Consider the following 23,766-nt stretch of genomic DNA (forward strand, 5'->3'; position numbering starts at 1 on the left):
TAAGAAAAGCGGTCCAAGCCCGCCCTGCCTCGGTTAAGGAAACACTGTGACCTAATCGGTCAAGTGTATCATGCCTCTAAGCGATTGAAATCGCAATAGTCATGACAATTTAGGAAATCTGAAAGTAACATATGAGCATACAGCGCAATTGCTGAGAGACTTCCTGCGTCAGCAGGTTAGTCGAACAGTATGTCTTGGCTCATCGAGCCAAGAGGTTCCTTCATCTTTCATTTCCGAGAGGCAGGCTTGGACCGCTAGACATCATGTGATGGCGTGAAACAGATTAGGAATCTGTAAAAACACCTACAATGATGCGTTTCTTATATCAAAAAATTTTATACTTTCCTCGCTGTTAAGAAAAGGTCCGAAGAGAATGATCTCCGAACCTCATGTTGTTATTTTAGAATAATTCTCCGTAGCCCAATTCCAATAGATGATCACGAGAAATCTTCAAACTTTCGAACGGATCCACTCCATAAGTGTCGTCTTGTTCCACTAATAGGTAGCGTGCGCCTGATGAAATGCTTTCTTCGATGATTGCTTTCAACGGCAGGCTGCCTGTTCCCAATTCAGCGAATTGGATGATATCAGTGAATGCAGTCATGAATGTCGCAAAATCGCCGTTGTAGAGCGCAGCGAATGCTTCATCCGGAATGGCTGCGATCCGGTAGTCTTTCAAGTGGATCAATTCCACTTTGCCTTTGTAGTCCTTGATGACTTCCAGTGGGTTTGCGCCGCCGCGTTGCACCCAGTGGACATCCAATTCAAAGCCCAACAATGGCGCTTTTTCGCGGATGATGTCCAACAGGAATTTGCCGTCATATTTGCGGAATTCGACATGGTGGTTATGGTAGTACAAGGTGATGCCGTCTTCTTTCAGTTTTTGTGTCACTTCGTTGACGTCATGGCAGAATTCCAGCACTTTATCCAGACTGGCCATCGCGTCGAACGGCAGCATGCCGATGCGCAACAAGTCAGTTCCAACGGCTTTGCAATCCGCTACGATTTTGTCGTAGTGTGTCGTCAAAGATTCGCCGTCTTTTACTTGTGGTTTCAAAGAAGCGCTCATGGAAGCCACTTCCATGCCGAAATCAGCGGTCGCTTTTTGGATTTCAGCAATATTCTCAGGGGTTGTCGCTACCTGAGAAATCTCAATGGAATGATAGCCGAGGTCATGTAATTTTTTCAGTGTTTCGTATGGCCCTACTTCTTCAAAACTTTTTTTCACAGTTGATGCTTGTACGCCTATTTTAACTTTAGCCATTGATAATTTCCTCCGCTTCGATTGTACGATTTTCTTTTGATGATAATTTCATTGCATCGATCATCAGCATTGCCGGCAAGGCTTCCCTAACGGTCACATAGTCATTCGTATCCTCTTCGATTGCGTTATAGAAACGTTGAATCAAAGTGGAGTGGCTTGGCCCATAATAGGATTTCGATCCTTTCAATGCGGCATCCTGCAGCAGGACTTCTTTTTCGCCGTTGCTGTCGGTCCGGTACAGGCGGTTGTCCTTGATGGTGAACTTATAGTTTTTGGTGATGACCTGCAATTCCACACTGGAATTTTCTGCATAGGCATTGGTTGACATATAGAAACCGCGCGCGCCATTCTTGAAAGTGAAATTAGCAACTGCCGTATCTTCGACCTCGATGTCATAATCCGTCAGGTTGGACAAGCTTGCTTTGCATTTATCCAAATCCCCTCCGATTACCTGCATCAAATCCAACGTATGGATAGCCTGGTTGATGATGGAGCCCGCTCCTGCATACTCCACTTCCCCACGCCAGGGTTTCAGAGTGTAGTAGGTTTCCGGACGGTTCCAAGCCACCAAACCTTTCACCGCAATCACCTCTCCGACGTTACCGTAACGGAGAAGCTGACGCAATTTTATAAAGGTTTTATTGTAACGGTTCTGGAAGCAAACACCCACTTTTTTATCCGAATTTTCTGCTATCTCGACTGTTTTAAGGCCTTCTTCGTAGCTCAATGATAATGGTTTTTCTTGAAAGACGTGCAACCCCTTCTCAACGCAGAGTTTCGTGATCGGATAATGCAGATAATGCGGCAAGCATATATGCACGACATCCAACTTTTCATTATCCAACATCGTTTCTACATCCGTGTAAAAAGGTATATCCGGATATTTGACTTTCATAGCTTCATTCACGTCACATACTGCAACCAATTCGCCGTTTTCGCTTGATTCAATCCCCAATCGATGGACTGGCGATACATCTCCTAATCCGATTATTGCCGCTCTCAACATCCCAAATCACGTCACTTTCTTATTTTCTTATTTCGAATTTTCCTTCTGCTGCGATGCGCTTGTTCAATTCAGCCAAATATTGATCGCCATCCACGTTGTAATCTACCTCTTTGTCCAGCCATGAAGATAAATGCATTGCGTTCGCTAACGTAACGCCGTTGATGCCGTCTCTGCCGTTCGCCAATAATGGTGCGCCATTTACGACGTGGTCAGCGAAATTGTTCAATACATCGATGTGTTGTTGTCCAAAAACAGTTGTGAATTCTTCTTCCGTTTCAGTCACAAATTGAGCCATGTCTACTTGTCCCATGAAGATTTTCATAACGTCTGACATATCCATTTTCTCAGAAAGGGTTGCTTCTGGCGCAGTCAGTTGTTTCACGATCAGTTTTTTGGAATCCTCAACAATGATTTTCCCTTTTGTGCCAAAGATTTCAAAACGGTCTGTACCGACCAAATCATTCGTGCACGTGATGAATGAACCTGTCGCTCCGTTGCCGAAGTCCAACAATGCGTTCACTTCATTTTCAACGACGATCTCACGGCCAACGCCGTATTGTAATTTCGCGAAAACTTTTTCAGGTTTGCCGCAGATCCATTGCAATAAGTCCAATTGGTGAGGAGCTTGGTTGACTAAGACGCCGCCGCCTTCGCCGCCCCACGTTGCGCGCCATGCGCTTTGGTTGTAGTAACCTTGTGGTCTCCACCAAGTAGTGATTATCCAAGTAACGCGTTGCAGATCACCGATTGCTTTATCGTCCATCAATTGTTTGACTTTTTGGTAAAGTGGATTCGTACGTTGGTTGAAGAAAATAGCGAAAGTAGTTTCTGGATTTTCATCAGCTGCAGCAATCAAACGTTCCACGTCTTTCGTATAAACGCCGGCTGGTTTTTCGCCCAATAAATGGATGCCGCGTTTCAATGCGTCGATACCGATCACACAGTGGTCATAGTGGGGAACAGTTGTAACGATTGCGTTGACTACACCCGATTCCAACATCTCCATGTAGTTATCGAAGAATGGCAATCCTGGGAAATCAGCCGCTACTTTTTCTTTTTTAGCAGGATCGTTGTCACAAATTGCAACCAATTCGATGTTTTCGTTTAAACGAGCATCTTTACTTCTGAAGAAACCAGCGTACATTCCGCCTTCTGCACCATATCCAATAATTCCTAATTTCACTTTTTCTACCATCTTGTCATTCTCCTTTTTCTACTATCATAGTTTTATTTTTTCTATAATTGCTTGGTGTTACGCCTAGATTCTGTTTAAAGTATCTGCTGAAATGTGCATCGCTTTCAAATCCGCATTCACGGGAAATTTCCTTGATCGACTTTTTAGGCTGCATCATTAAAGCGACACTGGCTTGAGACAACCGATACCCCATCGCATACGACATGATGGTCTGCCCGGTTATTTCTTTGAATGCGTGCGATAGATAAGACTTACTCATATTAAGAGCGTTCGCAACATCCTCAATACTGAATGATTCACGGTAATGTTCAAATAGGAAAGCAGCTACTCTTTGAGCAATCTGCGTTTTCTCATCAATAAAGGTTTGTCCCTTATCCACTATCCGATGTGTTGATGAATCGATCAACAGCAATAATTGTGCCATTGCTAACTTGCGTTTGGCTTCATTCGTATCGGATTGATCCAATAAATCCAGATCATTCATATTTTCGATCATATTTTCAATCTGAATTTCATCCTTTTTTTGAAACGTCCGAATCAAGCCGTTACGATTCTCAGTAAAGAATTTCAACAAATAATCAATTTTAAGGTCCTTCAGCAAAGGGAGTATCCATTCCGAATCAAAATGAACGATGCTTCGTTCGTAGGCATCTTTATCCCCTAAGACATATGCGCGATGAACAGTCATGCCATCCATCATCAGCAGGTCTCCCGGTTGCAGGTAATAGATTTGATCTCCCACTAAAAACCGGCAATCCCCCCCGTGAAATAAGAATATTTCATATTGTGGATGGGTATGAAAATCAAGGCTGTAACCTTGTCCTTTGACGCGATAACTGATCATCAATTTTTCCGAAATAGCTGTCACTCCTCTCCCTTAGCACCTTTAAAGTATAAAATAAGACCGTTTACATTTCAATGACTACAAGTGCTTACAAAATAAAATAAATTGACCAAGACTGCTTTTTATTGTTTAAAAAAAGCGAAAAACCAAGGTATAAACCTTGATTTTTCGCTTCATATCAACATTTTTAGCTACATGTGAATGATTTATTACAATTATCCTGTTTGATCGCGCTCTGATTTGCTCAAACGTTAGGGGGTCAAAACGCAAATCCTCACACTCTGTTTTAGTTGAACTCTGAATTGCAGAACGAACATCCACTTCACACCCTAGGCCTAAATCTGAAAATCACAGATTTTGGTCTAGGGTGCTCCAGTGATTCCGTTCTAAACGCAATTCATCGTATCCTACAGTACGGTTCTGAATCCTAGAGTTCTCCGCCTAACGTTGTTCATGCCCACTCAGCCAAGAACGGGCTGCTTGGTCCTGAACCTCGTTAGTGCTCAAACTCTGAGCTCAGGATTCATCACACTCTGTTTTATAATTTAGCTTGCCATTTGTCGGTCCAAACCAATTCGTTGTGGCCGCCTTTGAATTCTGATTTGCCTTCTAGTTTATCGATGACTTGTTTGATCGTTTCTTCGTTGTTGTGGTAAGCATTGATGAATGTTTTCACCATAGTCGCATCATGCAAGTGAGTTGTGAAGTTCAATGATACGAATGCATGAGGAACTTCCCATACAAACCATGGACATTCATTTGCCATCGCAGTGCTCCATTGGATACGGTAGTTGTTTTGAGCGCCGTAACCAGCGATATCAGCAACTTCCAAAGCGAAGTCTACTTCATCACGGTATTTCAAAGTAGCGCCTTTTACACGTGAGCCAGGCTCGTTAATCGTCACTTCGTAACCACGTTTTGTCAATTCATCCACGAATAATTGTTGTGCTTTTGAACCGTTATCGGTGATGCCGCCTTTTTCGCCTTCCAACATATATAAGCGAATGCGTTTGTGGTCTACTGAGTTGATCGGCAAGTTATTTTGGGTATCTTTGATCAAAGAGATACCTTTATCAGCAGCTTCCGCTCTCCATTGTAAATGTTCTTCACAAGCGATAACGTTCAAGTCTTCACGCGTGCGCAACAATGTACCGTTTGCTTGTTTCTCTGGCAAGTGCAGTTTAGCTTTCAAGCCTAAGATACGACGCAAAGCATCCGTCAAACGTTCTTCCGTGATGACGCCGTTTTGGTAACCTTTCAACATGAAGCCGAAGTCTTCTTCGATGTTATTGAAGAATAAGAACATATCGCAACCAGCAGCGATCGCTTTAGGAACGTATTCTTCGCGGCGCATAGCGGATGTCATACCCAACATATGCGTTGCATCTGTGATGACCAAGCCGTTGAAGCCTAATTCGCCTTTCAATTCATCTTGGATCAATTCTTCCGCCAATGTAGCAGGCATGATGTCTTTGTCTTCTAATGAAGGATTTAATTCTTTTTGTAGTGCCGGAACGGCAATGTGGCCGGCCATGATCATTTCAACACCGCGATCGATGTGGTTTTGGTAAACTTTACCGAATGATGCGCGCCATTCTTCAGGACTTAACTCATTAATTCCTAAAACTAAATGTTGGTCACGTTCTTCCGTTCCGTCTCCAGGGAAATGTTTGATACATTGGATAACGCCGTCTTTCATGTTTTCGCCATTTTCAGCAGTCAGACCATCCAAGTAAGCATTCGTATATTTGATGACTGTTTCTGCATCCGTACCGTAAGCACGCGTGTTTACGATTGTATTTCTCCAGTTGTAAAGAATATCCACACAAGGGTCGAAGTTTACGTTAACCCCCAAAGCTTTTTCTTCACGAGCAGAAACTAAACCGGCATGGTAAGCAACTTGCGGGTCGCCTGAAGCTTCACACTGTGCACCAGAAGCGATATAAGTACCTTCGCCACATGCACCGTTACCGCCTGCATCGCAGTTAGCAGCTACCAATAAAGGAATTTTAGACGTAGATTGTAAGTCATTCAATAAGTCTTGGATATCTTCTTTTGAATTTCCGTGGTAACGCGCGCCACCGATATGGAATTTTTCGATGATTTCTTGGTTTGTGAAGTCGTTACCTGAAAAAGCATCGTTCCCGAAGAAGAAAAGGTTCGTGAATAATTGGCCGACTTTTTCTTCGTCCGTCATTCCATCGATTGTATCGTTGACCCATTTGATTTGTTCGTCAGCTAGGTTATATGGTTTTGCTTTTAGATCTACTAATTTTGGCACTTTATTTCCTCCTAAAATCCTTTTATAATAATTTCGACTTTCCAATTTAACTATCTAAAAAAGTAACCCTTTTCATTTAGCAAGCAAAAACAATCTTTTTTCTTCACTCATAAAAATAGAAACGCGGCGATTTGAAGTAAGGTATGTTTGGACAAATTCTCTTCAAATCGCTTTGTTTTGCTATTTATGAATGTATTAGTCGAATTGCGCTAAAAGTGCATGGAATTCTCCAAGAACTTTTGCTTGGTATTCTCCAGCATATTCTTTGTTCATGAATTTTCCAAGGGCTTCGTTGCTTAAACATTCCCATGAGAATTCTTCTTTTCCGAAAAGGATTGGGTAGTAGAATACGCCGTTCGTCGTTGCAGCAGCTTCGTCGCCAGGCGCATCGCCGACCATCAAGATTTCATCAGCCGCATAGCCTTTCGTCAATAAATCAGCAATCGCATCCGCTTTGCTGCCTACTTCTTGTCCGTAGACAACGTCCACTTGTTGCATCAAATTGTGACGATTCCATTCGCTGTTCAAAGCTTCGCTATTAGCGGAACTTACGATAGCGACATCAGTCAAGCTGTGGATTTTAGTCAAGCCTTCAAGAACGCCCGGGAATGGTTTGTCTTCGCCAGCCAATTCTTTTTCGATGCCTTCGTTCACTTTTTTGCTCCAAACCAAAGCTTTTTCCAGATCTTCGGAAGGAGTTTCAGCGATTTGTGCTTCCAAAGAACCATTTGATAAAGAAAGCGCATTGTCAGCCCAGTTAGTCAAAGCAGTGATATCGCCTACGTTTTCGCCTTTTTCTTGCGCTACTTGTAAAGTCAATACCAAGGCTTTGAAACGGTTGATTCCGCGTGTGCTGGAGAACAGATTGATTCTGTTCCAATCAGCCAGGAATGTTTCGCGATCTTTGATGCCGTATTCGTCAGCAGCCAACGGTCCGAAGAAACGTTCATGTTTCACGTTCATCGTATCCATTGCGCAACCGTCAGAATCGACACAGACTAAGAATTGTTTTTGTTTTTTAAATTGTTCCGGTAATGTAGACATTTTCTCTCTCCTCACTTGATTTCAAAAAAAACAAAGCAGATAGAGAAGAACTGTGCAACACACTTCGTTCTACCTGCCCTATTTTATTTAGTGGCTGTTAAACGCCTGCGTAAGCGTTGAATCCGCCGTCGATAGGCAATACAACACCATTTACGAAGCTTGCTGCATTTTCGTCAGCTAAGAACAACAAGCCGCCGATTAATTCAGAAGGTTCGCCGAAACGTCCCATTGGAGTGCTTCCAAGGATTTTGCCTGTGCGAGGAGTTGGAGTTCCATCTTCGTTGAACAATAACGCTTTGTTTTGTTTTGAAACCAAGAAACCAGGAGCGATCGCATTAACGCGTAGGCCTACGTGTGCGAAGTGGACGGCTAACCATTCAGTCAAGTTAGAGATGGCAGCTTTTGCACCTGAATAAGCAACGATTTTAGTTAATGGAGTGAATCCATTCATGCTTGAGATATTGATGATGTTAGCGCCTGGACGACCAACCATGTCTTTAGCGAAAACTTGTGTAGGCAATACTGTACCTAAGAAGTTTAAGTTGAAGACAAATTCGATACCGCTTTGATCTAAGTCGAAGAAAGTTTTTGTTCCTTCTGGTAAATCAGTTTCATGGTATTCGTTGTCAGTCGTTGCGCGAGGGTTGTTACCACCAGCACCGTTGACTAAGATATCAACTGGACCCAAATCAGCAACAACTGCTTCTTTAGCAGCTTGCAAGCTAGGCAATTCCAAAACGTTAGCTTTGTATGCTTTAGCGATGCCGCCAGCAGCAACGATTTCGTCAGCATATCCTTGCGCGTTGTCCAAGTTTAAGTCTAAAAGAGCTACTTTTGCGCCTGCTCTAGCGAATTCTTTTGCGAAGAAAGAGCATAATACTCCACCTGCACCTGTAACTACTACTACTTTACCGGTAAAATCATGAACGAATGGACTTGTCATCTTAATGATCCTTCTTTCTATTATATGTTGGATTATGCTTTAGCTTCTGCAGCTTTTTTTGCTTTGACGCATGCTTCGTATAAACCGTTCAAGTAAGTTGCTCCTAGAGCGCGGTCATATAGACCGTATCCAGGACGACCAGTTTCTCCCCAGATCATACGACCATGGTCAGGACGGATTGCGCCTTGGAAATCATAGTCAACGCATGCCTTAACGACTTCATACATGTCGATAGAACCCATTTCAGATAAATGAGCAGATTCTTCGAATGATTTTCCGCCTGTTAATTTAACGTTACGGGCATGGACAAAGTTCACACGTTTTTTAGCTAACATATCTTTCAAGATAGCTACTGCATCATTTTTAGGATCTGAAGCGAATGAACCGACACAAAGTGTAACGCCGTTATATTCGCTGTCGTACAATTTGATGAAACGGTTCAAAGCTTCTCCGCCTGTGATGATACGAGGCAATCCGAAGATGCTGTATGGAGGATCATCAGGGTGGATAGCCATTTTCACGCCGGCTGCTTCAGCTGTAGGCATGATTGCTTTGATGAAGTATTCAAGGTTTTCCCATAATTTTTCTTCATCGACTTCTTTGTATTCTTCGAACAGCGTTGTCAATCCTTCTTTGGTATAAGAAGAATCCCAACCTGGTAATGACAATTCGCCTGAGATTGGATCCATGCGGTCGATATCTTCTTGTTTGAAGATCAATGCAGTTGAACCATCCGGTAATTCATAGTCTAATTGCGAACGAGTCCAGTCGAATACCGGCATGAAGTTGTAGCATACAACCGGAATGCCAGCTTTACCTAAGTTAACCAATGTTTCTTTGTAAGCTGCGATATATTTGTCGCGAGTTGGTTTTCCTAATTTGATGTCTTCGTGAACTGGTACAGACTCGATAACTGAAATGTGTAGCCCTTCAGCTTCCACGTCTGCTTTCAATTTTTCGATTCTTTCCAATGGCCATGGTTGGCCTACTGGGATATCATAAACTGCAGTTACGATACCTTTCATTCCAGGGATTTGGCGGATATTTTTCAATGTAACAGGATCATCATGACCGTACCATCTAAATGACATTTCCATTTTAAAGCACTTCCTTTTTCTATTTTTTATTTTTATTATTTATTAAACTCAAAATATTCAACCGCGTTGTTGTAGCAAACGTTAGTGATCAGTTTTTCCAACAAAGCGTCATCGTTAGGGATTTCTCCGCGTTCTACCAAGTCACCGATATAGTCGCAAAGGATACGACGGAAGTATTCATGACGAGTATAAGAAATGAAGCTTCTTGAGTCTGTTAACATACCAACAAAGTTCATCAATAAGCCCGCTTCTGACAATGACTTCAATTGCTTCAACATGCCATATTTTGTATCGTTGAACCACCAGCCGGAACCCATCTGTACTTTGCTGCGTAATCCTTCAGAGTTAGCTTGGAAGTTAGTGATTGCTGTACCGACTAAGTCAAAGTATGTTGGATCCAAGTTGTAAGCGATGAATTTAGGCAATTCATTGGTTGTTTCCAGAGCGTCCAACAATTTATTCAATGCATAAGCCACATTTGGTTGATCTTGGATCGAATCCAGCCCAGCGTCAGCACCTAATTGAGCAAACAGACGAGAGTTGTTGTTGCGGATTGCGCCGAAGTGCAATTGCATCACAAAGCCCTTTGATTTGTAGATTTTACCTAATTCCACAAACAAGCGTGTTTGATATTTAGCGTATTCTTGTTCTGAGATAGCTTCTTTATTTACTGCTTTTGTAAAGATAGCTTCAACTTCTTCATCGGTAGCTTCTGCATAGTAAATTTGAGATAAACCATGGTCAGAAACGTTTGAGCCTTTATCGGCGAAGTATTGAATCCGTTCTTCCAAACCAGCAACTAATTCAGCGAAGTTAGCCATTGCCTTGCCGGTCACAGCCTTCATTTTTTCGATGAAGCCTGTGAATTTAGCAGGGTCTTGGATCGCGAAAGCTTCATCAGGACGGAAACCTGGTAAAACAGCTACATCGAATGTTTCATCAGCTTTGATTTTTTCATGCCATTCCAAAGTGTCTGTTGGATTGTCGGTTGTACAGATGAAAGTAACGTTTGAGTTTTTGATCAACGTACGAGCAGTCAAGTGTTCTTCCTTCAATACTCTATTACATTCATCGTAGATTTCTTTCCAGTTTTTGCTTGTCAGCAGTTCTTCTATATGGAAATATTTTTTTAATTCTAAGGCAGTCCAGTGGAACAAAGGATTTCCTACAGCATTTTCAGCAGTATACGCCCAAGCTTCAAATTTTTCTTCAGGAGAAGCATTTCCCGTGATTTTCTCTTCAGGAATGCCCATCGCTCTCATAGCGCGCCATTTGTAATGGTCGCCGCCAAGCCATAATTCAGTGATATTTTCGAATTCATAGTCTTCCGCAATCTGTTGCGGAACCAAATGACAATGGTAATCAAAAATAGGCATGTCTTTCGCATAATCATGGTATAAATGTTTAGCTGATTCAGACTGTAACATAAAATCTTCGTTGATAAATGTCATTCGAAAAAAACTCCCTTTCGCAACCAATATTATTATTCAGCAATCGCTAACCGGATATGACTACAAATCAGAGCCTGATTGCTTTGCTTCTTCGTTTCAGTAACAAACTACACAGAAATCCTTCTTGAAAAAAACTTCTTTATTTAGCTTTGATCTCAGCTAATTTATCAGCAAATTCTTTTGCGGCAGCTTCAACACTTGCATAACCGCCATCTTTCAGGTTTCTTGTCAATGCGCTACCGACACCCACTGACCATGCGCCATTTGCGATCCATTTGTCCATGTTATCAATGCTTACGCCGCCTGAAGGCATAACGTCAACCCAAGGAATCGGGCCATGTACGTCTTTGATGAATCCAGGTCCCAATAAACCGCCCGGGAAAAGTTTTACAACTTCACAACCAGTTTCCAAAGCAATTTGAACTTCCGTTACTGAACCGCATCCTGGCAAATAAGGCACTGTGTATAAATTACACATTCTTGAAATTTTTTCATTGAATGATGGGCTGACGATAAACTTTGCACCGTTCATGATGGAAATTCTTGCAGCGACGTCATCTAAAACTGTACCTGCACCGACAACCATGTCTGTACCGGCAAATTCTTCAGAAAGTTTGCGCATAACATTTTCAGCACCCGGTGTTGAGAATGTTACTTCAATATTCTTGATTCCGCCTTTGTATGCTGCTTTAGAAATCTCGTACCCTGCTTCTTCGGAAGCACCACGAACTACAGCAAACAGGTAATTCTTTTGTAATTGATCTAGAGTGTCTCTTTTAACGCTCATATGTCATCCTCCATTCGTAATTTCACATTGTGGAACTTGGTATCACATTACGAGTTAATTATAGGTATTTCCGGCATCGCTGTCAATAAAATTTAACCGTAAAATTAAAAATGGCCCAACAATTGTGAAATCTTTGTGGCATATTCCATAACCTTTTCGATATAGAAATCTTTATTCGGCTTTTCCGATAAGGGAAGGGAGATGCTGATGGCCCCGGCGGCTATATGTTTATAGCTTGCAAAAGCTGCGCCTATGCAAAAAATGCCAATATCACATTCTTCATCGTCTATTGCGTATCCATTCTTCCTTACTTCCTCAATCTCCTTGATCAGGCGCTCGAATGTCGTTATCGTATTTTCCGTTCGCTGTTCCGGTTTTATTTTATCCCAATACTCTTTAATGGACTCGTTTTGGCGAGTTGCTAAAATCGCTTTACCGACTGCTGTGTAATACAGCGGAGATTTTGTCCCGATTTTGGATTCTGTCCGCGATCCCCTTGACTCTCCGTACTTATCTATATACAGGACCTCATCATTATCTTCTACTACTAGATGAACCGTTTGTCTCGTTTCATCCGACAATTGGCGAATCATGCTTTTTGCCACGTTCAAGAAATCGATGTTATGTACCCGTTTGTTTCCCAATTCGAACATTTTCAACGAAATCCGGTATTGCTTATTTTCCGGATTGCGGTCGATGTACCCATTTTCCAGAAGCGAGTTGACTAAACGATGCGTCGTTGCTTTATGCAGATGAACCTTTTCGCTTAAATCCATCAAACTGAGACTCTGATGTTCCGCCAACGTTTCTAAAATTGCCAGCGCGCGATCGACCGACTGTACTTTCGTAGCTGTTCCTACTTCTTCTTTTTTAACCATTATCCACTCATCCTTTTTCATTTATCTATTTGTATTTTCCATTTTCTAAAACAATGAAATAAAGCGCATTCAAATCCCCTTAACGATAATGTCCATTCCTGAACATTTTACGTATAGAGCACGATATTTCGTTTCACATTATGAAATTATAACAGATAGTTGCTGGAATGATAAGTGGCTATTTCAATTTTTTATTCTTTTGCAAAATAATTTTGTTTGCACTTACAAAATAAACGGCATTTCCGAATGGAGACGAAAAAAAGAACCCTCTTTTGCATGAAAGATAATCATCCTTGAATGCCTTCTTAAACAGATGGACATTGGACTTCCCAAACACGATCAAATTCGAGGGCGTTCTCGGCACACGCGCAAAAAATAAAAATCTGCCAAACAAAAAAAGGTTAAGAGAATAAAAATGATAGCGCTATCAAGCAAGATACCAATAGTATAGAATTTTAACTTAATCGTTGCAACAAAAAGTCCTCTGATTTAAAAATCTAACGCTACTTTTTTATATTTCATTCATAAATCAGACATTTTTAACCTTTCCAATCATTCACCACCGATTTTTGACGGGAATATGACGATATTTTGCGAAATATTCTTTTTATTTCCAGAAAAAGATTGACTTGAAATCGCTTCCTAAATATACTTATATCAAATTAAGAAAAGCGGTTTCACCAAGTGATACGCCACTATCATCCCTTTCCCGTTACCCTGATCAAAAACATATTTTTTATGGAAGGAAGTTTTAGTACATGGCTCAAAATCAATGGGCAAGCGAAACAAAACGTCCCTTCGGATTCCGTGACTTACTCGGTTACTTCATGGGCGACTTCGGATGTAACATGAGTTTCACTCTTATTTCCAGCTATATGTTCCTCTTCTACACACAATATATCGGAATTTCATTGGCGCATTACTCAATCATAATCCTGATCACCAAAATTCTGGATGGCATCAACGACCCGATCATCGGAGCTATCGTTGACCGTATGGGCGCAAACAAAAAAGGCGAAAAATTCAAACAGTGGATTTTCAGAGGAGCTCCTTTCTTGGCACTTGCTGCGACAGTCATGTTCATCGATGCTTCCGATTGGACATATGCCGCTAAAATGGGATTGTGTATCGGCGGATACATCTTATGGGATATAACCTATACAATCGTTAACATTCCTTACGGCGCTTTAAGTTCCGTTATGACATCCAAACCTTCTCAACGTGCCGCTTTATCTAATGCCCGCTCTTGGGGCGCTATCATCGCCGGCGTTCCATTGGGTGTCCTTATCCCAATTTTCGCTTACGAACAAGTCACTAGAGACGGTCAAACAGCAAGCATCTTCCGCGGTGAAAGAATGTTCCCTATAGCAATTATCCTGGGGGTTGTTTCCATCGTTGCTTTCGCCCTCCTATATTTCAACACGGAAGAACGCATTCAACATGTTGAACCGGAAGATGAAGAAGTAAAATTCAGCTATTTAAAAACCTTAAAAGAATTTTTCCACAACAGAGCCATCTTAGGTATTTCACTTGCTTCAACCGCACAAATTCTGTTCATCATGGGTGGCCAGCAATTACACCAATTGACTTACCAAATGTATTTTGGTGATGGTACATTGAGCTCATATTCCATATTGACTCAAGTTATTCCCTTGTTTGTCGGAACTGCTATCGGTGGCCCTTTAGTAGGTAAAGTCGGTAAAAAAGAATTGACTACTTGGCCAATGCTCGGCGCTATCGCAGTGTACGCCTTCTTATACTTCGTTGAGATCAAAAACCCGATACTCTGGATCGCTATGCAGATCTTGGCTAACTCATTCGCATTCGGTATGACTATCTATACATGGGGTATGGTTTCCGATGCGATTGATTATCAGGAATTGAAGACTGGTGTCCGTAACGAAGGTTCCGTTTACGCAACTTATTCTATGTTACGCAAAATCGCGCAAGGTTTCGGACAATCCTTCATCCCAGCCGCGATCGCAATCTTGATCCCTACACTGGATGTGAAAGATGCCTTCACTTGGAATGCCGAAAACTCTTTGGCTATCCGTAACCTGGCGGCCTTGTTCCCATTAATCGGTTATACTTTAGCGTTCATCTGCTTCATGTTCATCTTCAATTTAGACAAGGAGACTGTAACCGAAATGCAACTCGCTCTTGGTCGTCACGAAGAATAATATTTCCGACCTGTTAACAATTCGTTCAAAAGTCCAAATTCAAATTTGAATTTGGGCTTTTTATATTTTCATTTGATGCTGAAATAGAAGATAATTAGCACTAGAAGAAGGCCCTTTCCATTCACAACAGTCACTTGCAGCAGCTGTTTTTACTGGCCCATATTGGAATGAAGGTGATCCACATCGATTTAATAAAAAAGCTTGTATACATTATTGCCCCTTTCCCATACCATTCTCTTTTCCCCCCCCGTTTCAAAATATGAACACTTTTCGAACATATGGAAATCCAGCCTTTTCATGTTGACTTATGTTGTTCAGCTTTATATAATAATCCATGTTACAAAACGTGGTATCGCATTGTGATACCGAATTTTAATTTGAAAGCCCTACCAGGCTAAAATAGGAGGAAATTGCTATGGATAATGCAAATAAAACGAAAGAATATCCAAAATTTGGGATGAAAGACAAAATCAGTTATGCTATCGGTGATATGGCCAACGATTTTTCATTCATTTTTACAAGTAGTTTTTTGATGGTATTTTATACGAAGGTGCTGGGTGTTAACCCTGCTGTTGTTGGTACACTGTTTTTAATCTCCCGTGTCATTGATGCATTCGCAGATATTACGATTGGCCGTATCGTTGATACAGCTAAGCCCGCCAAAGATGGCCGTTTCAGAAGTTGGATTCGTCGCATGGCACCAATCATTGCCTTATCAACGTTCTCTATGTTTATTTACGGGGTTCAAGACGCCTCGATGCCTATCAAAATCGCTTATATTTATGTGACATACATCATCTGGGGAATCCTTTATTCATCCATCAATATCCCTTACGGTTCGATGGCCTCTGTCATCAGCCCGAATCCGGATGAACGCGCATCCCTTTCTGTCTTCAGAAGTAGTGGTGCCGCTATCGCCAGCATCATCATCTCGTTCCTTGTTCCAAAAATCGTTTTCACATCTGCAGTCGTTAATGGTGTTGCAGCGCAAGTCATTGTCCCTGTTCGCTTCACCATCGTCGCTGCTGCTTTTGCAGTAACATCCTTTATTTTGTATCGCATCTGCTACTCATTTTCGGTTGAACGTGTCCAGACTGCTCCAAAAGTATCGGCTGAAGGCACTACCATCGGCAAAGAAATGAAAGCAATCGCAAGACTCTTCTTCTCGGATCGTTCTTTGCTTACGCTTATCGGGATCGCTATCTTGCTGTTACTTTCAACATTGCTTGTCGGAACAATGAATGCTTACGTGTATCCAGAATACTTCAATAGTACAACTGGATTGGCCATCGCCGGTATTTTCGGTACGCTGGGTACCCTGATTCTTGCTCCATTCGCCGGAAAAATCGCATCAAAATTCGGTAAAAAGGAATCCGGTGGGATTTCACTGATTTTCGCCGGCCTTTTATACGCAGGCTTATACTTCACTCATGTTCAAAGCCTTACAACATTCTTGACGATCATTTTCTTGGCTAACTTAGGCCAAGGCTATTTCATGATCATCATTTGGGCATTCATCACTGATGTCATCGACAATATGGAAATCAAAAATGGTGTCCGCGAAGATGCTACCGTCTATGCCTGCTACTCATTCGCACGCAAAATCGGACAAGCTCTTGCTGGTGGTCTCGGCGGTTACGCTTTGACAGTGATCGGCTATCAACAAACCGCTCAAGTCCAAACAGAAGCAGTTAAAAATGGGTTATACCAAGTTTACACTGTCGCACCTGCCGTTGGCTTGACACTTGCCGGAATCATTCTATTGACGATCTATCCATTAGGCAAGAAAAAAGTTCTTGAAAACAACGCTATTTTGTTAGCACGTCGTGACGGAAAATAATTTCATGAATCTTCAAAAAAAAAGCTGAGGCAACTAAGGTTGCTTCAGCTTTTTTGTATGGAGCATTGTCCCGGGAGCTGTTTTCTTCATCTGTCGATTCCGCTTCAACGCTTTTATAGACTCATTCTTCAGCAAAAAATAAAACAGGCCGGCAATGATAGGAGCGATAGCTCAATCATTGCCGGCCTGTTTTCATATTTTATTTATTTTCAAGAGAAGAACTCATCAGGGACTCTCAACACCCCACCCGTATTGGCGGATGTTACCAAAGCAGTATAACGGGCCAACCAGCCTGTTTTCACTTTCGGCACGAAGCGCGTCAAAGAATTCTTTCTTTCTTCCAACACATCATCCGGCACATTGACGTTGATGGTACGGTGTTCCAGATCAATCGTGATTTCATCCCCGTCATTGATCAAGGCAATCGGACCGCCTGCTGCGGCTTCCGGAGAGATATGTCCTATCGCAATCCCACGCGTAGCACCGGAGAAACGCCCATCCGTGATAAGCGCAACCTCACGGCCTAAGCCGCGGCCAACGATCGATGATGTTGGAGCAAGCATTTCCGGCATACCCGGTCCACCTTTTGGTCCCTCGTAACGGATAACGACAACATGCCCTTTTTTAACGGTACGGTTATCGATTGCTTCTACCGCTTCGTCATGGCTGCTGAAGCAGATAGCTTTACCGGTGAATGATTTGATGTCCGGATCAACGCCGCCGACTTTGATGACGCCGCCGAAAGGGGCGATGTTCCCGTTCAAGATGGATAGTCCGCCGACCGGTGAATAGGCATCTTCATATTTATGGATGACTTTTTCATTTTTGATTTCATGGCCCGCAACATTTTCGCGCAACGTATTGCCCGTTACCGTAATGCGGTCCGGATGCAAAGCGCCATGTTTGATCAATTCGTTCATGATTGCCGGCACACCGCCCGCTTCATGTACGTCATGCATCGAGTAAGCAGAAGATGGTGCGATTTTAGATAGGTAAGCCGTTTTTTCAGCGATTTCGTTGATGCGGTTCATATCGTAGTCGATGCCTGCTTCTTTGGCCAGTGCCAAAGTGTGCAGCACGGTATTGGTGGATCCGCCCATCGCCATATCCAAAGCGAATGCATCATCGATCGCATCTTCTGTGATGATATCAAGCGGTTTGATGTCTTTTTTGACCAAATCCATCAATTTAAATGCCGCGTCGCGGATCAGTTCTCTTCTTTCCTCACTGACAGCCAAAGCTGTCCCGTTATACGGCAAAGCCAATCCCAATACTTCCATCAAACAGTTCATTGAGTTGGCGGTGAACATGCCCGCACAAGAACCGCAGGTCGGACAAGCATTTGCTTCCATATCGAAAAATTCTTCTTGAGTCATGTTGCCTTCCTTGAATGCGCCGACCGCTTCAAACATGGAGGATAAAGTCAACGCTTGGCCTGTTGCGGATAGACCAGCTTTCATCGGGCCACCCGAACAGAAGATGGCAGGAACGTTTGTACGAACCGCCGCCAACAACATGCCTGGTGTGATTTTATCACAGTTTGGGATATAGAATACCCCATCGAACCAATGCGCATTGATAACTGTCTCTGCTGCATCGGCGATCAATTCACGTGACGGCAAAGAATAACGCATCCCGATATGCCCCATTGCGATTCCATCATCTACACCGATTGTATTGAATTCAAAAGGAATGCCGCCCGCTTCGCGGATTGCTTCTTTTGCGATATCCCCTAATTCCCGCAAATGAACGTGCCCCGGTACGATATCTGTATATGAATTGCAGACAGCGATGAATGGCTTGTCCATATCCGCCTCTTCTTTTATCTGTCCTGTTGCTCTCAATAATGAACGATGCGGCGCCTTGTCCACACCTTTTTTGATTTTATCACTACGCATTGCTGTCTCCCCTTTTCCCTCTGTATTATAAAAAAGAAGCCCTCCGTCTTGAGAAGGCTTCAGCATACGTCAAGCCCTTCTTCAGAATGAATAGGACTCAACTAATCGAATAGTTTGAATCCTAGGGCATAATAATGACTAATAAGGTTTTTGCAGCACGAGAAAATGCCGGCGATTGATCGTTCAGTTGTTTCATTGTACTGCAACTCCTTCCATTATCTTTCTTTAAATATTAAATCTAAATTAGAAAGAAGTCAATCCTTTTATCGCTCTTTCATATTCCATTCGCTTATTTTAATATTTTCTTATGATTCTGCCGTGTTAACCCTTTTTTAAATGAGATGATTTTACTGATTAGCCTGCTTTTGGGAAAGCTTAACGGACAAAATCCCGCAAGCAACTGTTCTGAAGAATGGAACGTGGGACTCCCCATAAAATAATGGCTTTCAACAGACGGGGGCGACTTGGGGCTGCCTCTCGAACCTGTTCCTTCTATAATAAGTACAATAATATTGTTTCTTTGAAAAACTGTCTAAGGGATAGGAAAAGGAAGGAGATTTCCCGGAAAGCAGAGATCTACCCCATCCAAATCAATGGATTGAAACATCCCTTCCGCTTCATGCGCTAAGTCTTTCTCGAATTCGTTCATGGACAGCTCATTGAAGTGTTAAAGATTCCCTTCATACAAATGTACAAACGGCAATGCCTCCAAAACGTCTGCCGGCCTCATCAGCGTCACAGCCAATGAATAAACCACGCATTTTGCCTGACTGTAGAAATCAGATGTTACATCCTCCTGTATGCCCCCCTACAAAAGGATTATTGGCTTTTTTTCTGCCGAAACTGAATGTATCCATCAGCCCTGCATCAAACGCCAATGATACGTGATTATATTTCTTCTTCGAAAACAGTTTGATGGTCCGAGTCAATAGCGACCCGGTATATCCATCATCCAGAACCAATATAAGTCTGTATTCTGGATGGTCGAAAGACCATCGTAACGATAAAAGTCGTTCTGCTTTTCTTCGAAATTTCCATTCTATTTTGGAGGTGAAAGCCTCCTGCCTGGGCAAATGAAATCACTGGCCGCTGACCTGGACTCTGGAAGCTGCCCTGAACGGGGATTGCACCCTTTCCCCAGGATCCGCAATACCGTTTTTATCCTTGAAAAGATCGATCCTCTCATTATACCCGAAATGAACTGGCCGGATACAACTTTCCAGAAATTTATCGTTGTCTTCCTTTTGCATTTCCTTCGGTCCCTTCCCTATCCATCAGATCCCCCGTTCCGCATATTTCCCCATGTGCCCGCTTCCTGCACTATGATAGTCGAAGGATATCTGATAATATAGAAGAAAATGAAAGTAAAAGGGTGAACCACATATGTATCAATGGTCTGAATTATCAAAAAATTTCCCGGCTTCAAGCATCCGGAAAATGGCAAAGTTGGCAAGCGAGTTTGACGATACGCTTATGCTGACAATCGGGGAGCCGAATTTTGAAACACCGAAATTCATCAAAAAAGCCGGACAGGATGCGATTGCCGCAAACCGCACACACTACGGCCCGAATGTCGGTGAAGCCGATTTCCAAAAAGCGGTGGCGGCTAAATATACGGACCAAACCGGAATCCCCTTCCAGCCAAACGAAGTCATGGCGACCTTCGGCGGAACCGAGGGCATCCTGCACATCATGATGACCGTACTGAACACGGGAGACGAAGTCATCATTGCGGACCCGAGCTATCCGAATTACCTTGGCCAAATCATGATGCTGGGTGCGACAGTCGTTCCCGTGCCTGTCTACGAACACAATAAATTCAAAATGCAGGCTGCCGACATCGAAAAGGCCATCACACCGAAAACCAAACTGATCATCCTGAATACGCCGAATAATCCGCTCGGTTCCATCTTGGATCAAAAGGACATCGAGGATATCGTCGCCCTTGCCGACCGTCATCAAATTACGATTTTGTCGGACGAAGTGTACGAGAGCCTTATTTATGATGGCACGAAGCATTTCAGCCTGTTCCAAGTTCCCGGCGCCAAAGAGAACCATTTCGTTGTAAACAGTTTATCCAAAACCTATGCCATGACCGGATGGCGCATCGGCTACGTGGTCGGCAACCCGCAAGCGATTGAACGGATGGCCGAATTCCGTGAAGCGATCGGCTTCTGTGTGCCTCCATTTGTCCAGGAAGCGGCAGTGGCTGCCATCACCAGTTCTCAGGCGGAGGTGCATTATTTCCTGGCAGAGTACGATAAACGCCGTCATATCATTGTTGACGGGCTGAACAAGATTCCGGGTTTCCATTGTTTGAAGACGGAAGGTGCCTTCTATGCTTTTCCGAATATCAAGGCGTTCGGAAAATCTTCCTACGACTTCGCCATGGAAATCCTGTTGGAAACACACGTTGCCCTTACACCGGGTTCCGCCTTCGGAAAAATGGGTGAAGGCTACTTGCGCATTTCGTTTGCCGAATCGGAAGAAGTCTTGCAGGAGGCCGTTGATCGTATTGCAGCCTATATCAAAAAGGCTTACCCGCATCTCTTAATGAAATAAAAAGATAAACGCCCCGCCAGCCATCCCTATTGAAAGGGAAAGCTAACGAGGGCGTTTTTTTCTCGGACCAATCGTTTATCATCAATCGGGATTATTGCCTTGGGGGTTGTCCCGTCTGTCTTTCATGATTCGCGATGCGCGGTAAGCATATTGCAGGAAGGTTATGATGGCTAATGCGCTGACGAACATCTGCAAATAAATAAGCCACGGCAGTCTGAATAAAGAGAGGATGATGGTCGCAAAGATCAGGACCGTCGTCACCTTTCCGAATATGTTGGCCGGCATGATCACTTTCGGTTTCACACTCAGCATCGCAATGCTTAACATTATCTGGAATGCCTCTTTCACTAAAATGATCCAGAAAAACCACTTTTCGATATAGTTGATGTCCGCCAAAGAAAACAATACGGAAATTTGCATCACCTTATCCGCAAAGGGATCGGCGACCTGACCAAATTTAGAAATGGCATCAAATTTTCTGGCGATATAGCCATCCACAATGTCCGTAAGGCTCGCAATCAAAAAGATGATCATCGCCCAACGTACCGGATGGGCGATGTCGGAATAGAACACCGCCAAGTAAAAAGGAATCAGAAACAACCGTATCAATGTGAGTATATTCGGAACGCGCTTCATCAAACACCCCTCCATTCTGCACCTGTCTGTCTTACTTTTATTCTATTCTATCTTTGCCCATTTGACCATTTCTACGGTAACCTTCCGCCGAATAAATTCCGAAAAAAAAAAAAAACGAGAAAGCGTCCACCTTTGCATCCTCGTTCATCATTATGGGTCATTTCTGAAACGGGTTGCCAAAATCACAATCGCCAGCCTTATTAAAAATTGATGACATTGTCTTGATAATGGATTCCTGTACCGGACAAAAAGACAATTTCATCGAAAAAATACTGCATTTTTTGCGAAACCGAAAGCATCAATTCAGGGTGCCATTGGACCGCAAAAATAGATTGATTTTTATCTTTTGTTTCAAACGCTTCAATCAATCCGTCTGCACTCCAGGCTGTCGCTTCAAACAGATCCGCCAAATCCTTGACTGCTTGATGATGGAAGGAGTTCACCAAATGCGACTCCCCAAGGAAGGAGGACAGGAAACTATTTGGCGCGATGGCTATGGAATGCGAAGCGTATTGACTGTTCGTTTTTTGATCATGCTGAACCGGAAACTGTTCCATGATGCTGATGTCCTGGTGCAGCGTCCCGCCAAAAGCGACATTCACGATCTGCATACCCCGGCAAACGGCAAAAATAGGTTTGCATTGTCTGTATGCCTCTTTTACCAAGGCTATCTCAAAGGTATCCCTTTCCGGATGAGTCGCCCCTAAATGATGGGTCGGTTCTTCATCATAAAATATCGGGGAAACATCTTGCCCTCCCGCTAATATCAGTCCGTCAATCGCATTGACATAGTGCTCTGCATCCAGCGGATCGCTGATGGGGATAACGAACGCAATCCCCCCTGCAGCCTGCACTCCATCAATAAATCCCTGCGGCGTGTATGTTTTATCCATTGGGCAGCCCGCAGTTGGTGCCAGATGGTTGCCGCCGATGCCAATAATTGGTTTCATTCATTTCTCCCCCGGTCGCTTTTTTAGTCTTTGCTTCAGTGCTATCATTTTATTTCAATTTACGTTTATTGATTCAAGATACAAAAAAAGCACATAACTGTATAACTATACACTCATGCACTCTGTATTCATTTTTTGTTTTCCCATAAGGAAGGTCCGCTCGATGAAGGGTACCCACCACTAGCTGGATAGATAGCGTCAGTTATTTAAAATGACAGGAAAGTCAAAAAGATGATCACGTGATGCACAAGATTCTTGCATGCAACAACACATCATCCACATAGAACCATTCATCATTTTCATCATGCTTTCCTCCATCCTACTCTGCTATTTATTAGATAAAGATTAGATAATTCATCCTTATCACATTTTCCAGTTATAAATTAAACACATTGTACCCCTTCGCAATCTGCATGTCAATGACGATTTCCTTATTCCTTGACCTTTCTCCATCTTTGTGAGCATCTGTTTTTCGTGCAGAATCTTTGATTATCCTTGCTTTTTTGGCCTCTATAGCATACGATTCATTTTATTAGTGCGCCGAGAACACCCGTGATTTCAATCGTGGGATGAATCGGCGCGGTCTTTTTTGTTCTTATGACAGCCTCGGCGTATAATTGGAGTAAAGGAGATGAGTTCAATGCTGCGATACAAAGCCTATCAATTCCGCCTCTATCCCAATCAGGAACAAACCATTCTGATTGCGAAAACCATCGGCTGTTCACGATTTGTCTTTAATCACTTTCTGGATCTCTGGAACACCACCTATGCGGAAACCGGCAAAGGCTTGTCCTATAACGCTTGCTCCGCCATGCTCCCCAAAATGAAAAGGGAAGAAGAAACCGGTTGGTTGAAAGAAGTCGACAGTATTGCGCTTCAGTCCTCCTTACAGCACTTAGCGGATTCGTTT

The 23,766-nt window shown here is 42.9% G+C and carries 18 protein-coding genes; 4 read left to right on the forward strand and 14 right to left on the reverse strand.

Translation table 11 applies throughout. The features are described 5' to 3' along the window. Positions 1-400: 400 nt before the first annotated feature. The 11 genes from BM101_RS06150 to BM101_RS06200 form a co-directional block, all read right to left on the reverse strand. Complete coding sequence (locus BM101_RS06150; RefSeq protein WP_087033156.1) at positions 401-1,264, reverse strand: sugar phosphate isomerase/epimerase family protein; 864 nt, start codon at positions 1,262-1,264, stop codon at positions 401-403. Beyond that, positions 1,257-2,270, reverse strand: coding sequence for a Gfo/Idh/MocA family protein (locus BM101_RS06155; protein WP_087033155.1), 1,014 nt, complete (start codon positions 2,268-2,270; stop codon positions 1,257-1,259). Before BM101_RS06155 ends, BM101_RS06150 begins: the two co-directional genes overlap by 8 nt. 19 nt (positions 2,271-2,289) lie before the next feature. Then, the gene (locus BM101_RS06160) at positions 2,290-3,465 is read right to left on the reverse strand and encodes a Gfo/Idh/MocA family protein (RefSeq protein ID WP_087033154.1); all 1,176 of its coding nucleotides are present in this window, start codon (positions 3,463-3,465) and stop codon (positions 2,290-2,292) included. A 4-nt stretch (positions 3,466-3,469) separates the two neighbouring features. Next, on the reverse strand, positions 3,470-4,309 hold the full coding sequence (locus BM101_RS06165) for an AraC family transcriptional regulator (protein ID WP_245825752.1): 840 nt from the start codon (positions 4,307-4,309) through the stop codon (positions 3,470-3,472). Between the two features lie 538 nt (positions 4,310-4,847). After that, entirely contained in the window at positions 4,848-6,590 is a 1,743-nt protein-coding gene (locus tag BM101_RS06170; RefSeq protein WP_087033152.1) for a glycoside hydrolase family 3 protein, read from the reverse strand. A gap of 195 nt (positions 6,591-6,785) precedes the next feature. Next, complete coding sequence (locus BM101_RS06175) at positions 6,786-7,634, reverse strand: HAD family hydrolase (RefSeq protein ID WP_087033151.1); 849 nt, start codon at positions 7,632-7,634, stop codon at positions 6,786-6,788. A 97-nt stretch (positions 7,635-7,731) separates the two neighbouring features. After that, the gene (locus BM101_RS06180; RefSeq protein WP_087033150.1) at positions 7,732-8,577 is read right to left on the reverse strand and encodes an SDR family oxidoreductase; all 846 of its coding nucleotides are present in this window, start codon (positions 8,575-8,577) and stop codon (positions 7,732-7,734) included. A gap of 32 nt (positions 8,578-8,609) precedes the next feature. Next, positions 8,610-9,674 carry a mannonate dehydratase gene (uxuA, locus tag BM101_RS06185; RefSeq protein WP_087033149.1) on the reverse strand — a complete coding sequence of 355 codons (1,065 nt, stop codon included), beginning with the start codon at positions 9,672-9,674 and terminating at the stop codon, positions 8,610-8,612. A gap of 35 nt (positions 9,675-9,709) precedes the next feature. Then, the gene (gene uxaC, locus BM101_RS06190; RefSeq protein ID WP_087033148.1) at positions 9,710-11,125 is read right to left on the reverse strand and encodes a glucuronate isomerase; all 1,416 of its coding nucleotides are present in this window, start codon (positions 11,123-11,125) and stop codon (positions 9,710-9,712) included. 139 nt (positions 11,126-11,264) lie between these two features. Next, positions 11,265-11,912 (reverse strand): bifunctional 2-keto-4-hydroxyglutarate aldolase/2-keto-3-deoxy-6-phosphogluconate aldolase, encoded by a 648-nt coding sequence (locus BM101_RS06195; RefSeq protein ID WP_087033147.1) that lies wholly within the window; start codon positions 11,910-11,912, stop codon positions 11,265-11,267. A gap of 104 nt (positions 11,913-12,016) precedes the next feature. Further along, positions 12,017-12,790, reverse strand: coding sequence for an IclR family transcriptional regulator (locus BM101_RS06200; RefSeq protein WP_087033146.1), 774 nt, complete (start codon positions 12,788-12,790; stop codon positions 12,017-12,019). 758 nt (positions 12,791-13,548) lie between these two features. On the opposite strand from BM101_RS06200, the gene BM101_RS06205 reads away from it, so the two are divergent. After that, a complete protein-coding gene (locus BM101_RS06205; protein ID WP_087033145.1) occupies positions 13,549-14,970 on the forward strand; it encodes an MFS transporter in 1,422 nt (473 codons plus the stop codon). 415 nt (positions 14,971-15,385) lie between these two features. Then, positions 15,386-16,810 carry an MFS transporter gene (locus BM101_RS06210; RefSeq protein ID WP_087033144.1) on the forward strand — a complete coding sequence of 475 codons (1,425 nt, stop codon included), beginning with the start codon at positions 15,386-15,388 and terminating at the stop codon, positions 16,808-16,810. Between the two features lie 209 nt (positions 16,811-17,019). On the opposite strand, the gene ilvD is transcribed toward BM101_RS06210, so the two are convergent. Continuing rightward, positions 17,020-18,708, reverse strand: a complete 1,689-nt coding sequence (ilvD, locus tag BM101_RS06215) for a dihydroxy-acid dehydratase (protein ID WP_087033326.1) — start codon at positions 18,706-18,708, stop codon at positions 17,020-17,022. Positions 18,709-20,091: 1,383 nt separating this feature from the next. Between ilvD and BM101_RS06225 the strand changes: the two genes are divergently transcribed. Continuing rightward, the gene (locus tag BM101_RS06225) at positions 20,092-21,270 is read left to right on the forward strand and encodes a pyridoxal phosphate-dependent aminotransferase (RefSeq protein ID WP_087033142.1); all 1,179 of its coding nucleotides are present in this window, start codon (positions 20,092-20,094) and stop codon (positions 21,268-21,270) included. A gap of 81 nt (positions 21,271-21,351) precedes the next feature. On the opposite strand, the gene BM101_RS06230 is transcribed toward BM101_RS06225, so the two are convergent. Together BM101_RS06230 and BM101_RS06235 are read right to left on the reverse strand one after the other, a co-directional pair. Next, the gene (locus BM101_RS06230) at positions 21,352-21,906 is read right to left on the reverse strand and encodes a CDP-alcohol phosphatidyltransferase family protein (RefSeq protein ID WP_177194408.1); all 555 of its coding nucleotides are present in this window, start codon (positions 21,904-21,906) and stop codon (positions 21,352-21,354) included. Between the two features lie 200 nt (positions 21,907-22,106). Further along, positions 22,107-22,856 carry a gamma-glutamyl-gamma-aminobutyrate hydrolase family protein gene (locus BM101_RS06235; protein WP_087033140.1) on the reverse strand — a complete coding sequence of 250 codons (750 nt, stop codon included), beginning with the start codon at positions 22,854-22,856 and terminating at the stop codon, positions 22,107-22,109. A 640-nt stretch (positions 22,857-23,496) separates the two neighbouring features. Between BM101_RS06235 and BM101_RS06240 the strand changes: the two genes are divergently transcribed. Continuing rightward, on the forward strand, positions 23,497-23,766 hold a 270-nt coding region (locus BM101_RS06240), incomplete at its 3' end, for a helix-turn-helix domain-containing protein (protein ID WP_177194401.1).

The organism is Trichococcus palustris (assembly GCF_900114465.1).
GTDB lineage: Bacteria > Bacillota > Bacilli > Lactobacillales > Aerococcaceae > Trichococcus > Trichococcus palustris.